This is a genomic window from Haloplanus sp. (genome assembly GCF_028275055.1).
Taxonomy (GTDB): Archaea; Halobacteriota; Halobacteria; order Halobacteriales; family Haloferacaceae; genus Haloplanus.
This window is the reverse complement of record NZ_JAQCNJ010000058.1, coordinates 1-16,014: the sequence shown is the minus strand read 5'-3', so window position 1 is coordinate 16,014 and position 16,014 is coordinate 1. Positions and strand designations below refer to the sequence as shown.

14 protein-coding genes and 1 pseudogene are annotated in these 16,014 nt (G+C 66.5%); 5 read left to right on the top strand and 10 right to left on the bottom strand.

All coding sequences use genetic code 11. The features are described from left to right. Together Q0925_RS07855 and Q0925_RS07850 are read right to left on the bottom strand one after the other, a co-directional pair. A pseudogene (locus tag Q0925_RS07855) lies at positions 1 to 1,734 on the bottom strand (type II/IV secretion system ATPase subunit); the annotation flags it as partial. Between the two features lie 74 nt (positions 1,735 to 1,808). Continuing rightward, positions 1,809 to 2,477, bottom strand: coding sequence for a helix-turn-helix domain-containing protein (locus Q0925_RS07850; RefSeq protein ID WP_299333772.1), 669 nt, complete (start codon positions 2,475 to 2,477; stop codon positions 1,809 to 1,811). Between the two features lie 106 nt (positions 2,478 to 2,583). Here Q0925_RS07850 and Q0925_RS07845 point away from each other — a divergent pair, with 106 nt between their 5' ends. Continuing rightward, on the top strand, positions 2,584 to 3,633 hold the full coding sequence (locus Q0925_RS07845) for a Brp/Blh family beta-carotene 15,15'-dioxygenase (protein ID WP_299333769.1): 1,050 nt from the start codon (positions 2,584 to 2,586) through the stop codon (positions 3,631 to 3,633). Here the strand turns inward: Q0925_RS07845 and Q0925_RS07840 are convergent, their stop codons facing one another. After that, positions 3,634 to 5,175, bottom strand: coding sequence for a phytoene desaturase family protein (locus Q0925_RS07840; protein WP_299333766.1), 1,542 nt, complete (start codon positions 5,173 to 5,175; stop codon positions 3,634 to 3,636). Positions 5,176 to 5,324: 149 nt separating this feature from the next. Between Q0925_RS07840 and Q0925_RS07835 the strand changes: the two genes are divergently transcribed. Next, entirely contained in the window at positions 5,325 to 5,510 is a 186-nt protein-coding gene (locus Q0925_RS07835; protein ID WP_299333763.1) for a glycine zipper domain-containing protein, read from the top strand. Between the two features lie 201 nt (positions 5,511 to 5,711). On the opposite strand, the gene Q0925_RS07830 is transcribed toward Q0925_RS07835, so the two are convergent. The 5 genes from Q0925_RS07830 to Q0925_RS07810 form a co-directional block, all read right to left on the bottom strand. After that, positions 5,712 to 6,926, bottom strand: coding sequence for an alpha-hydroxy-acid oxidizing protein (locus Q0925_RS07830; protein WP_299333760.1), 1,215 nt, complete (start codon positions 6,924 to 6,926; stop codon positions 5,712 to 5,714). 289 nt (positions 6,927 to 7,215) lie between these two features. Further along, on the bottom strand, positions 7,216 to 7,923 hold the full coding sequence (locus Q0925_RS07825; RefSeq protein ID WP_299333757.1) for an ABC transporter ATP-binding protein: 708 nt from the start codon (positions 7,921 to 7,923) through the stop codon (positions 7,216 to 7,218). Between the two features lie 9 nt (positions 7,924 to 7,932). Continuing rightward, positions 7,933 to 8,901, bottom strand: a complete 969-nt coding sequence (locus Q0925_RS07820) for an ABC transporter ATP-binding protein (protein ID WP_299333753.1) — start codon at positions 8,899 to 8,901, stop codon at positions 7,933 to 7,935. Next, positions 8,901 to 10,616 (bottom strand): branched-chain amino acid ABC transporter permease, encoded by a 1,716-nt coding sequence (locus Q0925_RS07815; protein ID WP_299333750.1) that lies wholly within the window; start codon positions 10,614 to 10,616, stop codon positions 8,901 to 8,903. The genes Q0925_RS07820 and Q0925_RS07815 overlap by 1 nt, the downstream gene beginning before the upstream one ends. Position 10,617: 1 nt before the next feature. Then, positions 10,618 to 12,042, bottom strand: a complete 1,425-nt coding sequence (locus Q0925_RS07810) for a branched-chain amino acid ABC transporter permease (RefSeq protein ID WP_299333747.1) — start codon at positions 12,040 to 12,042, stop codon at positions 10,618 to 10,620. 268 nt (positions 12,043 to 12,310) lie between these two features. Between Q0925_RS07810 and Q0925_RS07805 the strand changes: the two genes are divergently transcribed. The 3 genes from Q0925_RS07805 to Q0925_RS07795 all read left to right on the top strand — a co-directional run bounded on the left by Q0925_RS07805 (position 12,311) and on the right by Q0925_RS07795 (position 15,340). Continuing rightward, complete coding sequence (locus tag Q0925_RS07805) at positions 12,311 to 13,672, top strand: ABC transporter substrate-binding protein (protein WP_299333744.1); 1,362 nt, start codon at positions 12,311 to 12,313, stop codon at positions 13,670 to 13,672. 63 nt (positions 13,673 to 13,735) lie between these two features. Continuing rightward, positions 13,736 to 14,929 (top strand): hypothetical protein, encoded by a 1,194-nt coding sequence (locus Q0925_RS07800; protein WP_299333741.1) that lies wholly within the window; start codon positions 13,736 to 13,738, stop codon positions 14,927 to 14,929. A gap of 57 nt (positions 14,930 to 14,986) precedes the next feature. Then, the gene (locus Q0925_RS07795) at positions 14,987 to 15,340 is read left to right on the top strand and encodes a rhodanese-like domain-containing protein (protein WP_299333738.1); all 354 of its coding nucleotides are present in this window, start codon (positions 14,987 to 14,989) and stop codon (positions 15,338 to 15,340) included. A gap of 45 nt (positions 15,341 to 15,385) precedes the next feature. On the opposite strand, the gene yciH is transcribed toward Q0925_RS07795, so the two are convergent. Together yciH and Q0925_RS07785 are read right to left on the bottom strand one after the other, a co-directional pair. After that, positions 15,386 to 15,679 (bottom strand): stress response translation initiation inhibitor YciH, encoded by a 294-nt coding sequence (yciH, locus tag Q0925_RS07790; RefSeq protein ID WP_049935096.1) that lies wholly within the window; start codon positions 15,677 to 15,679, stop codon positions 15,386 to 15,388. Between the two features lie 73 nt (positions 15,680 to 15,752). After that, positions 15,753 to 16,014, bottom strand: a 262-nt coding sequence (locus Q0925_RS07785) for a DUF4129 domain-containing protein (RefSeq protein WP_299333725.1), incomplete at its 5' end; no start/stop codon positions are given.

Below are 16,014 nucleotides of genomic sequence, written 5' to 3'. Positions count from 1 at the left end.
GAGCCCTTGTTCGATCACACGGTTGATGAGCGTCTCCACGTCCTCGGCGTGGGTGGTGCCGATAACACTATGCCGGTGTTCAGCGTCTCGCTGAACGTCTCGAAGGAGGCGGGCGTGTTGATCTCCGCGATCACCTCCATGTCCGGGTTCAGATAGTTCGTCTCGGTCATCAGGCGGGCCATCGACACCCGCTTGTACTCGTTTTCGTGGTCCCGGGTGGTGAGCGAGACGCCCGTTTCGTGGGGGAGGCGGACCTCACGGCTCCCCTCGTCGATGGAGACCGGCCGGTCGTCGTAGGGAACGAAAGGCATGTGGGCGTTCGATCAGTGTCGTTTTGCCGACGCCGGTCGGCCCTGAAAAAAGGACGACACCCTGGTGTTCGTACAACATCCAGAGTAGGGTCACGAGCTCCGTCGAGATGGCGTCGCGTTCGATCAGGTCGACGGGCGTCATGGGGTCGCCGGCCTGCTTGCGGATGGAGACGTGAGGTCCCCCCTCCGAGATGACGGGGAGGGCGACCGCACAGCGGATCGTCTCCGCGACGCCCCGGAGATCGAGGTTCACCTTCGCGCTCGGTCGACTCGCGTTGAGTTCCGTCCCGTCGCTCGCGGCCAGTTGTGTGACGACGTTGACAAAGGCCGTCTCGTCCGAGAAGGCGAGGTTCGTCGGGATGCGCCCGACCGGGAGGTTATCCGCACGAGGGATCACCTTCACCCGCTCGTCGACGCGGTTCGCCTCCACGTCTTCTAGGTGCGGGTCGCGGATCGGCACCGTGAGGACGCCGTGGCCCACGTAGTCGCGGAGAACGTAGTAGACCAGGTCGTCGAGTCGGTCGGTGGCGTACCGGCTGTCGACCGGTGGGACCGTCAGTCCGTACTCGGCGAGCGCCGTCGTCACGCGGTATTTCGTCGCCGCGACCCACGCCCGCGTGTTCCGAGCGGTAAGGCGGCGGGAAAGAAACTGTCGGGCGCGTTCCCTGACGAACGCATGGCGGTCCTCGACCACGTTCTCGACGTTTGCCTCCCAGATCCGCTCTTTGCACTCCTCGATGAGTCGCTCGTCGCCGGGCAACAGGTCGGGTTCGAGCACCGCGTACTTCGTCGAGAAGTGGTCGCTTCCGAGCAGGTGATCCCGGTAGATTACCACATCCACCGCAAAGTCCACGAAGTCGACGGTGTAGCGTCGAAGCCGTTCACCGGCCACCCGGTCGACAAAAGCCGCGTCGGCGTCGAAGGCCGTCCGGGCGGGGGCGTAGTTCTCCGTGTGGACGACCACGCGGTTGTCGGCCCGTCCCACGTCGACCACTTCGATTCGATCGTCGAGAGCGAGCGGCGTCGACTCGCCGAGCAGGCGGAGTTCACAGAGCGCGTGGTATGTGAGCCGTCGCCACGCGGCGGGTGAAGTGTCGATCAGACGGTCGAGCGCCCGTCGGTACTTGGGTTCGAACCCCGCCGCCGCGCGCTCGGCGGTTCCCTCGCGTGTCAGCGGCCGGCGACGGTTGACGACCGTGAAATGGTCGCGGATGCGCTCCATCGCGGCGCGGTCCTCGGGGCCGAGTCCGGGTTCGCGGACTGCGTACTCGAAGCCGGAATCGCCCGGCGTGTCACTGACCGTCGCCACGACACCCGGCGACACCTCGTACTGTGCGACCACATCGGGGGCGTACCACGCGTCGCCATCCCCGGGCGGAACGGGAGCGGGCACGGCCCCACCGCTCGTCGCGTTGTCGCTCATCCGTCATCACACGCCGGTCCCGGAACCGACATATGGGTTGTCACCTCGTTATCAGTGATAATACTCCGGGGCGGTCAGCTGTCGGGCAGGAGCTCGTCGAGCAGCGCCCCCTGTGCGGCCGCGAGATGTTCGGTGAACGTCGACAGCCCGATGCCGAGTTCGTCGGCAACGGTCGTCGCGTTGGCGCGGCGGGGGTACTCGAAGTATCCCATCTCGTGGGCGGTCCGGATAACCTCACGCTGGCGGTCGGTGAGGCGGCTTCGGTCGACCACAGTGGGGTCCGCGTCGTCGCCGCCACCGGCGTGGACCAGATATTCGAGTTCCACGTCGGCGGCGGCGTCGTCGAGTGCCGCGACGATGGAACGCAGGCACTCGACGTTCTCGGGATGGAGTGTGAGGTGGAGGATGCCGTCACGGACGCGGACGTCGGCGAGCGGCGAGCCGAGCGATTCGACGACAGCGCAGGGACAGGCCGCCTCCGTGTCGCGGTCGAACCGGTAGACACGGTCCTCGCCGATGTCGACGACCCCGGTGGCGTCGGAAAGAGTGTCGACGCTGTCGATGTCGATGTCGACGTCGCTCGACATCCGGAACTCCTCGGCGACGGCCGTGTCGGTCCCGTCGTTACCGTCGTCGGCCCACGTGACGTCGGTCACGGGCGCGTCGGCTTGCGCGGAAAGCCTCGCCAGCGGACAGTTCGTCGGGCCATGGATCGCCAGTTCGGCGCGGACGCCACCAGGCATCGGTTTCGCTGATCGCCGACGGCTTATAAATACCCCGGCCACGGAATAAAAAATCCCGGAGCTGTACGGAGATGTGGTCAACCTGTGGGCGCCGCTAGCGGTACCGATGCGCTCCGTACGCAGCCGACTCCCGGCAACGATCGCACCGACCGCGCTGACCACCTCGCGGGCGGCACTCGTCGGACTGCTCGCCGTGTTCGTCGTGGCGCGGCTTCTCGGCGAGACGGTGTCGCTCCGGACACAAGCGGGGATCTACCTCGTCGGAATGGTGGCGTTGAACCTCCCGCATGGCGGCTACGAGCATTTCGCCAACCTTCGCCGGCGGACACTGACGTTCCGTGGCGGCTACATCGCCGGCTATCTCTGCCTCGCGGCGGCGTTTCTCGGGGGCTTTCTCGTCGCGCCGACGCTCGGGTTGGGGGTGGCCATCGGCGTCGCCGTTCTGAAAGGCGGGGGCGGCGATCTGTACGTGTTGTCGGCGACGACCGGGACCGGACACATCCGCACGCGGGGACAGCGCCTCCTCGCGGTCGTCGCACGTGGCGGCGCGGTGATGGCAGTTCCCATCGTTGCCTTCCCCGACACGTTCCACACGTTCAGTTCGCTGATGGTGGGGATGGTCGACCCCGGCGGCCTCGCCGGCAAAGCGGCGTGGTTCGGTCTGACGCGGTGGCTGATCGGCGGCGCGTACGGCGCGGCCGTTTTTGGCCATCTCGGACTTGGCTACCGCCGGCGACCGGAGACCGGAGCGTGGCTCGCCGACGCCGCCGAGACGGCACTGCTCGTGGCGTACTTCGCGGTGGTCCCCGTTGTGATCGCCGTGGGACTGTACTTTCCGTTCTGGTACTCGACGCGACAGGTCGCCCGGGAACTCGCCGTCGACGACGAGGTCGAGGATGGGCCGGATCTGCTCGGCGGCGACGGAGCGACGACGGGAACCGTCGCGTTTCGGGCGTGGAGCGTTCTCGTCGCCGGTGCGATGGCGACGGCGGCCGTCGCCGTCGGCTTCTGGGTTCTCGTTCCGACCCCACTTCCGGGCGGCCCGATCCTCGGGGGCGTCGCCTTCTGGAGCGTCTTCATCAGCGTGATCGCGCTCCCACACGTCGTTATCGGGGCCGTTCTCGACCGGAGACGGGGGATCTGGCACGTTCCCTGATCAGTCGGCACGAAATCCCGGAACGAGCGACCGTGGGGTCGGGGTCGCCGTCTCGGCGGCCGCGTCGGCCCGAACCGCCTCGGCGGTGTGTTCGCCGGCGATGAGACACATCGGAACGCCGATTCCGGGGTCAGTGAACGATCCGGTGTGGTACAGGCCGGTGATGGCTTGAGACCGGCGGCCCGGCCGGAACGGCCCGGTCTGTCTGAGCGTGTGCGCGAGGCCGAGCGCGGTCCCCGCCGGATACCCCAGCTCGGCGAACTCGGAGACACAGGCCGACTCCTCGACGACGATCCGGTCGTGGAGGTCGACGCCGGTGTGGCTGGCGACGTCGTCAAGGACCGCCTCCCGGTAGCGCTCGCGGCGGTCCGGCCCATCGTCCAATCCGGGAGCGACCGGAACGAGAACGACGACCGTCGAGTGGCCGTCGGGGGCGACGGTGTCGTCGGTTCGGGACGGGACGTTCACGTAGTAGGAGGGGTCCGCGGGCCACGCGGGGTCGTCGAAGATGGCCTCGAAGTGGTCGCGCCAGTCGGCCGGGAGAACGAGCGTGTGGTGGTCGAGCGTCTCGGTATCGCCCTCGACGCCGAGATACAACAGAAACGCCGACGGGGCGTAGGTGCGCGAGTCCCAGTACTCGGGGTCGTGGTCCGCCGTCCCGGCCGGGAGCAGCTCCCGTTCGGTGTGTGCGGGTGGGGCGTTACTGACGACGCGGTCGACGGTGCGTGACCGCCCGCGTTCGGTCGTGACGACAACCCCATCGGGGGCCTGTTCGATCCGGGTGACCGCGGTCCCGGTTTCGAAGCTGACGCCCAGTTCGCGGGCCAGACAAGCAACGCCGTCGACGACGCTCGCCATACCGCCCTGCGGGTAGTAGACACCGAGGTCGAAGTCGACGTGGCTCATCAGCGAGTAGAGTGCGGGCGTGTTGTACGGCGACCCCCCGAGAAACACGAGGGTGTACTCCACGAGTTGCTTGAGTTTCGGGTGGTCGAAGTACGACCCGGCGTGGTCGTCCATCGATCCGAGAAGGGAGACCCCGCGGGCCGCCCGCAACAGACCGGGGTCGAGCCAGTCGCGGAGCCGGGGCCGGCGTTTGTAGACGAACTCCGCCATGCCGACCTCGTACGCCTCGGCGGCGTTGTCGAGGTAGTCGTCAAGCGCCGCGCCCGCGCCCTCCTCGTATGACTCGAAAAGCGACCGCTGTCCGGAACGGTCGGCGGGGACCGCGGCGCTGTCGCCGTCCTTCCAGAAGACCCGGTAGTTCGGGTCGAGACGTGTCAGCGAGTAGTACGACTCGGGGGCACGGCCGAACCGCCCGAAAAAGCGCTCGAAGACCTCGGGCATCAGGTACCACGACGGGCCGGTGTCGAACCGGAACCCGTCGCGTTCGATCCGGCCGGCGACGCCGCCGAGGCCGTCGCGCCGTTCGATGACCGTCACGTCCGCCCCGGCGTCGGCGAGATGACAGGCAGCCGAGAGTCCACCGAAGCCGGCGCCGACGACTGCGACCGATTCGGAGTCGAGGTGTGTCGTGGCCATGGTGTGCGGGGCTGTTGCCCCGTCGTCGGCTATGCGCGCGACGCCCGTGACGGCTCTCCCCCAACAGTCTGGGGTATTAACCCGTCGGGTGTCGAACGGGGAGCCGACCCGGGAGCAGGTTTTTTATGATGTAGTCGTAATTTCGTTTGATGTTATCGAAAACGGAGACGAGCCACGCACGCAAAGGCGCGGCCGCCGGGGCGGCGGTGGGTGCGGCGATGGGAAGCCCGCTCGGTCCGCTCGGCGCCGGCATCGGCGCGGGGTTTGGCAGCGCGAGCGGCTACCTCGCCGGAACGGTTCGCGACCGGGTCGAATCGCGGTGTCCCTGTAAGTAGGCGACCGCCGGAAACGGAGCGTACACCGCCACGTCGCCGGCACCAACCGCAGTCGGGCTGCTGTATCGGCGTCGCATACCGTCGGTTCGGAGTCGGAAAATGTCTACCGGCAATCAGTGTGTTCTGAGACGAGAGCGACATCTCCGTTACCGGACTGCTGTCAGGTGGGCCACGGAGAACGCTGCGTGAACCGCGCGGCTGTCAGGGCCGCGATGACCGATCCACGGTCGGGACGAGCGTCGACTCGTGTCGAACGGCGTCACGGCCGATGTCTGTGACCGCCTCGCGGCCGGACAGCCCCATCGTCAGGTCGAACTCGGCGAGAAAGTTTTGCAGTACCGTCCGCACGCCGTCGGCACCCCCGGCGGCCAGTCCGTACGCGTACGGCCGCCCCAACATGACGAGGTCGGCGCCGAGGGCGATGGCCTTGTACGCGTCCGCGGCACGGCGCACGCCGCTGTCGAAGGTGATGTCGACGTCGTCGCCGACGGCCTCGGCGATCTCCGGCAGCGCCTCGATGGCCGTGATCGAACCGTCGACCTGCCGCCCGCCGTGTGTCGAGACGCCGATCGCGTCGACACCGTGTTCGACGGCCAGTTCGGCATCCTGTGGGTCGAGGATACCCTTGACCACGATGGGGAGGTCGGTGTGTTCGCGGATGAACGACAGATCGTCCCAGGTGAGCGAGGCGTCGCCGAAGATATCCAGAAACTCCTCGACGGCGGCCTCCGTGTCCTCCTCCGGCGGGGCATCGAGTCGGTCGCGGAACGCGGGATCGGAGAAGTAGTTCGCGACGCCGTCGCCCTCCAAGAACGGGTAGTAGCCCCGCTCGATCAGCCGCTCGCGCCAGCCCAGGATCGGGGCATCGACGGTGACGACGATGGCGTCGTAGCCGGCGTTCTCGGCGCGAGTCAGAAAGCTTCGGGCGATCCGCTCGTCGGACGACCAGTAAAACTGGAACCACCTCGGGGTCGAGCCGAGTGCGTCGGCGACGGCCTCCATCGGCGTCGACGAGAGCGACGAAAGAACCATCGGCACGCCGACGTCTGCGGTCGCCGCCGCCGTGGCGCCTTCGGCCCCCTCGTGGAGCAGCGACTGGATACCGAGCGGCGTGAGTGCGATGGGGACCGGGAACTCCTGGCCCAGTACCGTCGTGGAGAGGTCGCGTGACTCGACGCCACGGAGCATTCGAGGGACGATACGCCACGCGGAGAAATCCTGACCGCGTTCGAACGTCTCGTCGCTTCCGGCGCCGCCGTGGACGTACGCGAGTCCTTCAGGCGACATCGCCTCGTGGGCCGCCGCCCGGAGTTCGTCGTACGAGGCGGGGAAGTCGGGCGGGTCGTCATCGAGCGTGCCGCGGCGGTACAGTTCGTTCACTCGGCGGGTACCGTACTGATCGGTTATATCAGACACGTATGTTGGAAGGGGCCAGCGCATAGAGAATCTGTCGGGATCCGGAGCGAAGCGGGAACATCTGCCATGGGCGACCGCCACGCGCCGGCCCCGGAGCACCGGGGGCAGACACGAGCCCCGTCGTTGTCGAACGTCGGCCTGCGGTCGGGCAGATCCCGGATCGAGCGGTCGGCGATCCGTGTGGGCAGGACACGGATCTCCCCTCCCCCCTGCCGGTCATCGACCACCGAAGCATGCCGTGGTGAGAGGGAGCGTCGGCCGTTCCGACAGAACGGGGCAGGGGAGAGCCTCACTCACCGAGATACAGTTCCGCCACCTCGTCGCTGTCGAGCAACTCCGTGCCGGTGCCTTCGAATCGGTTCTCGCCCATGTCGAGAACGTACCCTCGGTCGGAGATCGCGAGCGCCTGTCGGGCGTTCTGTTCGACCATCAGGATCGCCGTGTCGGTTTCGTCGCGGATCTCGACGAGGCGGTCGAACATGTCGTCGACGAGGTCCGGGGCGAGACCGGCCGAGGGCTCGTCCACCAAAAGGAGGTCCGGATCGATCATCAGCGCGGAGGACAACGCGAGCATCTGTTGTTGGCCCCCGGACATCGCGCTGGCTTTCTTGTTTCGGCGCTCCCTGAGAACGGGGAACCGCTCCCACACCGCCTCCAACTCCTCTTGTGTCGGATCGTCGTCGATGTACGCCCCCATCTCGAGGTTTTCCCGCACCGTTAGCGTTGGAAAGATGTTCTCGCGCTGTGGGACGTAACACAGCCCTCGCTCGGTCACCTGATCGGCCCGAAGCGGGGTGATATCCTCGCCGTCGAAGGTGACCGTCCCCTCCCAGCAGCCGATGAGGCCGTAGGTCGCTTTCATCATCGTCGATTTGCCCGCGCCGTTCGGGCCGATGATGGTGACGATCTCCCGCTCCTCGACGTCGATGTCGACGCCGTGGAGTATCTCCGCGTCGCCGTACCCCGAAACCACGTCGCGTGCTTCCAGTAGTGCCATTGTCGTTTGTCAGACCCCCAGATAGGCTTCGATGACCGCCTCGTTGGTTCTGATCTCGTCGGGTGGTCCCTCGACGAGTTTCTTTCCCTCGTTCATCACGATGATCGTCTCCGAGAGCTCCATGATGACAGCCATGTCGTGTTCGACGATACAGAAGGTGTACCCCTGGTCACGGAGCGTCTCGATGCGGTCCATCAGCTTCTCGGTCAGTGCGGGGTTGACCCCCGCAACGGGTTCATCGAGCAGGATCACGCGCGGTTCGAGCATCAACACCCGTCCGAGTTCGAGCAGTTTCCGCTGGCCACCCGAAAGGTTGCCCGCCGCCTCGTCGCGGAGGTGTTCGATCTCGAGCAGTTCCAGCATCTCCTCGGCTCGTTCTCGCACCGTGGCCTCCTCGGTCGCGACACGGTCACGCCGGAGCCACGCGTTGGCGAGGTTCTCACCGGCCTGTCCCTGCGGGGCCAGCATCAGGTTCTCCAGCGCCGTCATCTCGCCGAGTTCACGGGTGATCTGGAAGGTCCGGACCAAGCCTTCGCGGGCGAGCATGTGTGGGCGGCTGTTCGCGTGGCCCGGGCGTCGCTGTGTCGCCCGTTGGTTGGCGAGATACCCGCCGGCACCGGCAATCGCGCCGACGGCGGTCGTCCCGAGCGCACCCACCCCGAGACCGAGCGGGCCGAGGCCGACAATCCCGCCGAAGGCCCCCAGCGTGATTCCGCTCGCCCCGCCCCAGATCAGCGTCTCCTCGCGGTGAGGGCGCATGATCGCTTGGAGGTCGCGGCCGCTGTACCGGACGACGCCGCCGTCCGGTTCGTAGAAGCCGCTGATGAGGTTGAACGTCGTCGTCTTGCCGGCCCCGTTCGGCCCGATCAGCCCCGTTATCGACCCCGCCTCAATGTCGAAGGTCGCCCCGTCGACGGCGACGATCCCGCCGAAGGTCTTTCGGAGATTCTCGACTTCGATGACCGGATCCCCGGTCATCAGTCCGCCTCCGTCGTCGCTTCCGGCTCCGGCTCCGGTTGTGTCTCCGCCGGCGTAGTGTGGTCGTCGCGGCCAAGCAGGCCCTCGGGCAGATAGTAGAGAATGAGCAGGAACAACACGCCGACGATGACGAGCCGGAAAGCCTGAATGTTGACACGGATTGCCGGCGGGAAGTATGAGGCGAGTTGGGTCGTCGCCTGCTGGAACGCCCAGAAGATACCGGCCCCGAGGATCATCCCCTTGTTGTTGCCCGCACCGCCGACGAACATGATCAGGAGTGTGATGAACGTGACCCGTGGGGCGAAGGTTGTGAAGGTGAGTCCCTGAGCGTACATTGCCCAGAGCGCACCGGCGAAGCCGCCGAGCGCGGAGCCGATGACCATGCTCTGGACCTTGTAGACGAACGGGTCTTTGCCGAGGGATTTCACCACCGTTTCGTCGTTGCGCACGGCGCGCAGGACGCGCCCGAACGGCGACTGGACGGCGAGTTCCAGCACGTAGTAGAGGCCGGCGAGAAAGAGCAGAAAGCCGGCGAGTTGGAACCGGGTGTAGTCGATGGTGGCTGTCAGATCGCCGATAACAACCAGCGTGTAGCCGATGCCGCCGTCGCCGCCGAACCGGAGCGCCCAGACGAGGTTCTGGACGAGCACGTTGAGCGCGCCGCCGACGTCACCCCGGCCGAGGGGGCCAAGCGTCGGGAGAAGAAAGTACCACAACGAGACAAACCACATCGCGCCGACGCCGACGACGGCGAGTTTGACGTCGGCAACCCACTCGGTGCGGGTGACCGCGTAGTAGTACGACGCCACCAACGCCGCCAGCAACCCGAGGGTCGCGGCGATTTTGAGCCCCACGGCCTCAACGACCGGAAGCGGCAACAGCGCGACCAGCAACCCGGTGCCGAGGGCGACGCCGACGGCCCACTCCCGGCCGCCGAGGTCACGATAGTGGTGGGCCACGAAGGCGAGAGCAACGACCCACGCGTACAACGAGACGATGGCACCGACGGCGAGCAGGCGCGCCAGCGTGGCCATCAGGGCCGTCGTGAGAACGCCGGCGACGAGGCCGGCGACGGCCGCGACCCGCGAGGCCGACCACGCGCCGCGGCGACGAGCGAGTCCGAAGGTGCCGAGGGTGTAGAGCCGTGCGACCGGCCACCGGGTGGTGTCATTGGCGGTGTGGAGGCGGCCGAGACCGCCGGTGACGACGGCCCATACGACAGCCACGAAAATACCGAACAGCGCCGCGTCGAGGCCCGTCTCCATCGTCAGTGGGAACGGGCCCTGCAACGGTGGGCTGTACCCCCGGAGTGCGTCGGGACCGTTCGCCAGCCACGACTCCGACTGGATGATCCGCTGGAAGATGACCGAGACGCCCAACACCGTGATCGCGAGGTAGTCCTCCCGTAACCGGATCGTCGGTAAGGCGACCAAGCCGCCGATCAGGCCGGCCAGAAGCGTTGCCGCGAGAATGGCGGTGCCCCACGTCCCGATCACCGGGAGTTCGCCGAGGCCGACAACGTAGGTCGTGAAATCGGAGGGGTCGTCGGGGCCAAGAACGAACAACGCCGCGGTGTACGCGCCGATGAGGTAGAAGCCGACGTGGCCGAAATCGAGCAGCCCGGTGTGGCCGTACTTGATGTTCAGACCGAGCGAGAGAATGCCGTAGATCGATACCAACAACATGAACGACATCACGACGTCGGAGGCCGCCATCTCAGCTCCTCCCCACGATGCCTTCCGGCTTGATCAACAGGACGAGCAACAACACCACGAACGCGAGCGGGATGCGGTAGGTGGCGCTGAGTCCCGGGATGGCAAAGATACCGATCTCCATCGCCAGCCCGACGACGTAACTCCCGAGAATGGCCCCGTAGACGGAGATGCCGCCAAGAATGACACCGGCAAACATCGCCAACAGCAGATTGAATCCGAGGTTGATGGTGATCGAACTGAACAGAAAGCCGAGCATGACGCCGCCGACGGCGGCGAACAGTCCGGAGATGATCCAGACCGACATCATCACCTGCCGGGTGTTGATGCCCCGTACCATCGCCAACTGTCGGTTGTCGCTGGTCGCACGCATCGCTTTCCCCAGTGTCGTCGCCTGCAGTAGGTAGTGAAGCAACGACATCATGAATAACGCGAGGCCGATGATGCCGAGTCGCAGGGGCGAGGCGCGGATCCGTGTGGCGTAGAGCGAGGCGTCGGGGAGAGTCGTCCCCCCGCCCCAGAACGCCGCCCCGCCGAGGGCGAGAACGGCCAGCGCCGCTCCCACGGCGGCGAGGCGCGGGCCAACGACGGCGGCCGAGTCACGCCGGCGGCGGGAGGCGAGCGTCGCGGCCGCCGCCGTCCCGACGACAACGACGCCGAGTTCGAGCCACGAGTACGACAACACCAACAATGGTTCGATGGTGCCGGCCCGCGACTCCACGATTCCGACGACCAGACCGGTTTCGACGACAAAGATGTCGAAAAACTTTGCCAGCGTAACGTCGAGTTGTCCGCCGAGAAACGGGGCGGTCGTATCGACTGTGTACGAACGGATCTCGCCCCCAAATACCGTCTGGATGCCGAACCGGACGATAAACGCAACCGCCAACGAAACGACGAGCATCAAGGCGAGTTCCACGTCCTTTTCGCGGAACTTGCGGAAGACGTACGATTCCAATGCGGGGACAACAGCCCCGAGCAACACGAAGGCAAACAACAGCGATGCAAAGAAGTTGGGTGCCCCCAGAGCGACGGCGACGCCCACCGCGGCCGCCACCCCGCCGTGAACCACGAGGGCGACGGTGTCGGACACGTCGACGCTCCACCAGTCGCCTCGCAACGCACCGATCCCCCCGAGGTGATAGACGGTCCCGAGAACGCCGGCGACGGACAGAACGAACAGAACGGCCATTCCGGCGACCCCTAACTGTTGTGGCCCGGTCGCCAGCGCACCGAACAAGGGGACGGTGTCGGGTTTGTTCACCAGCAATGCGGTGTACGCCCCGAGGGTTAACAGATCCCCGTGGGCGAAGTTCGGTACCTCGGCGATGTCGTACACCAGTGCGAGACCGGTGGCGCCGAGAGCGACGATGCTCCCGGTGACGATGCCCGTCACGACCGCGTTCAACACGCCCGTTTCGGCGGCCATAGGTGGGGAAGGGGTACCGCAGGTGGTATCAATGTGGCGGTGTGAGACCGGTCGTATGACCCCGGCGTGTCCCGTGCCCGCCGCCACGGCGCCGTCCGTTCGTCGGCGACTCGGCGGGCGGTGACACACCGCCACCCGTCGCAGGTATCGACCCGCATTTGTTCTGACGATTATATCAATGTGTGAAATAATTTTCGCTATATACCGTTGTTTGAACCCTGTACCCGGCAATAGATTAATCTACGTAAGGAATCAACGAAATGATGTAATGCCAGAACATAGCCGACGGGACGTACTAAGAGGACTCGGAGCAACCGGGACGGCGGGCGTCGTGGCGCTCGCCGGCTGTTCCCAGCAGGAGGGTGGCGGCGGTGACGGCGGGGACACCGAGACGGAAACCGGGACCGAGATGGGCAACGGCGATATGGGCGACGGCGGTGACACCGAGACCGAGATGGACGACGGTGATATGAGCGGTGGCGAACCGATCGCTCTCGGATCGATCTTTCCGGTCACCGGAACGAACAGCGCCTACGGTGGCGGCCACCAGCAGGCGTTCAACCTCGCGATCGAGGAGATCAACGGCAGCGGCGGCGTTCTCGGCGGGCGGGAGATCGACCCGGTCAACCGCGACACCGAGGGAAGCCCGTCGCGGGCAGCCCAGAAGTTCCGGACCATGATCGATCAGGAAGGGATCGTCGGCCTCGTCGGCCCCTACTCCAGCGGGATCGGCACGACGCTTGCCCCCATCGCCCGGGACAACATGGTGATGGAAGTCTCCAACGGCAACACGTCGCCGGCGCTGGCGACGGCAGGGGTCAACGAGAGCAACGGGGTCAAATACTACGGTCGAACCTCGCCGAACGACGTCCAACAGGCGCTCGTGGTGGCGCGGGTGCTGAACCAGACCCTCGAAGCCGAGACGGCGTCGTTCCTCTTTGTCGATAACCCGTACGGACAGGGGCTCGCCGAGGCCGCGAGCGAGGCCTTCGACGGGGAGACGCTGAACATGGTCGGCTACTCCCAGCAGACCAGCGATTACACCTCCACGCTCGATTCGGTGTTCGACGGCGATCCGGACGCGGTCGGGGCGGTCATGTACCCCGGTGGCGGCCGAACGATCCTCCAGCAGTGGAATCGGGGCGGCTACGGTGGCGACTGGGTCGCCGCCGAGGCGATCCTCTCGCCCGAACTTCTCTCTGATCTCTCCGACATCGTCGAGGGGATGTACATCACCTCGCCCCAGACCGCAAACAGCGAGACGTTTCAGTCGAACATGGGTGGGACGGGCAACATCACGCAGTTCGCACCCCATGCCTACGACGCGACATACCTCATGGGCCTTGCCATGGAGGCCGGTGGCGAGGCCAGCGGCACCGCCATCGCCGAGAACGTCCGGAGCGTCTCCCGGGCCACGGACAGTGACACCACCGTTTCGGTCTCGGAGTTCGGGGCCGGCAAGGAGGCTCTCGGCAACGGCGATGCCGTCAACTACGACGGGGCGTCGGGGTCGGTCGACCTGAACGAGAACCTCGAACCCGTCGTGCCGTACCGCATCCTCCAGGTCCAGAGCGGCGAGGCGAACGTCGTTGAGGAGGTGCCGTTGTCGTACTTCGAAGGGCGGATCTGATCGATCGGGAGCCCTCGGACGCACAGGCGCGGACTTAACCCGCGGGCCACACTACCGCCTCGCATGCGAGCCGAGTTCGAGGAGCACTGGCACCCCTCGACGAAACTGAACGCCATCGGGTCGGCGTTGGATTTTACCGCCGTCGATCCGCTGCCCGACAACGTCACCCGCGACGAAATCGAGGAGTACTGTTACACGCTGGAGCAGTTGTACGGCTCCTATACGGAGGAACTCGTCGCCGAGACGGCGCTCTCACGACGCGAGGCCCAAACGTGGGTGTTGCGCAACCTCGTCCACAAGGGGGCCGACCGTCTCACCTTCGAGGCGGTCGGGTTGTACGTCTGGGCCATCGGGCGGGCGACCGAGGGCGACCCGCTTTCTCGGACCATCGTCTCGGCGTATCACGACCGCGCACGGCGAAAGATCGACGCCGCCGAGGCGACGGTGAAGCGGACCCAACCGCCGCCGTATCCCGACGACCTTTTCGAGGACCCGACGATGCTGTGGGTCGAAGGCGAGGTGGCCGAGCGCCTCGCTCGCCGACTCGGTCCCGAGGAGGGGTACAGCGGCGCTATCGAGCGTCTCCTCGACGAGACTGTAGACGCCCTCACGCCGGCCGAACTGGTCGACGCGTACCGCGAGCGCGAGGCGGAGTTCGTCGGCGTCCAGACCGTACGCCCCGACTGGGACCGCGACCTTCCCCTGTCCGTCCACGTGCCGGACCCGGGGGGCGATCCGCCGGCGGCGGTAGCCGAGGCCGACGCGATCCGGGTCGACGGGACGCCCTACCCGTTCGGCGTCGAGGAACGGCCGATCGGGACCGGGACGGCGTCGATGCTGACGTTGTTTGAGGCGGGGGCGATCGACCCGGCGACGGGGGCGGAACGACTCGGCCGCACGCTGGACCGCGTCGAGGCGACGCTCCCGGAGCTTGTCGACCGGGCCGAAACGGCCGGCGCGTCGGCGCTGGCGGTGGGAAACGACCCCGTCGGGGCCGGCACGCACCTGTTCGTGGTCGCACCGGCGGCGGCGACGACCGACGCGATAACGGCCGTGGACCGACTCGTTCTCGACGACCGGACACTCGACGTTGAGCGGGTGACGACCCTCTCCCCCGAGGCGTACGCGGAGCGTGCAGACGGGACGACACTCCTATGGGCGACCGCCGAGGCCGGACTGGACGAGACGCGGTCGCTTCCATCCGATCCGGCCGACCGGCGCGAGCGACTTCCGACGGCGGTGCTCCGGACCGGGTAGGCGGCCGGCAGGGAGCGCATCGGGGGGCTTATTTCGGGGACGCCCCTCAAACCGGGTATGGACGACGAAATCAGCTCGGAGGAGGTCGAATCGTTACTCGACGAGGCGGACCAACCGCGGATCATCGACATCCGGTCGCCGACCGAGTTCGCCCGCGGTCACATCCCCGGAAGCGAGAACGTCCCGTTCAACGAGTTACCCGATCGGATCGACGAGTTCACCGACTCGGACCACATCGTCACCGTCTGTCCACACGGCAAGGCGAGCGTCCAAGCCGCCCGTCTCATCGGCTCCTACGAGGGGACGGCCGCGGCACGTGTCGAAAGCATGGCCGGTGGATTGGAGGCATGGACCGGCGACCTCGACGCCGACGAGACCGACGACCACGAGACCCCCGACTCGCCGTTCTGATCGATCGGAAAAAGCGGGGTGCTCGACTGCGAGCCTAGAGTCCGATCACGCGACGTTGAACCCCTTGTCGCGGAGAAAGTCCTCCACGCGTCCGAGGTGGTTCCCCTGAAGTTCGATCGAGCCGTCCTCGACGGTCCCACCGCAGGCGAACTTCGATTTCAGATCCGACGACAGGCTATCCATGTCGACGTCTTTCGGATCGAACCCTTCGATGATCGTTACTTCCTTTCCGTAACGGCGCTCGTCGATGCGGATGTTGATCTCCTGAGACTCCTTTGCCACGTCCTCACAGACGCAGAGTTCCTCAGGGAGCCCGCACGTCGAGCAGACTTCCGACATTACAGGGTAAAACTACTGGTCGGGGATATTAAACAGTATCGGGACCACACCTCGTGGGCCGACCGACCATCGGTCAGTCGGCGAAAGCACGGGCCGGGAACGTCCGCTCGCGGACGAGTTCGCCGACTGCGTCGGTCGCCGCGTCGGCCGTCGCCCGGTCGACGCCGTCGCCGTACGTGGCTCGCTCGTATGCATCGAGGACACGGCGGGCGCGGTCGTCCGCGGTCACGCTTTCGATGAACGCCCGGCGTGTCTCCGCCGGCCGTCTGGGTCGTTCCTGTTGTTCGAGCAGGTAGGCCAGCCGGTCGAACGCGCGCACGGCGTCCGCGTCGGGG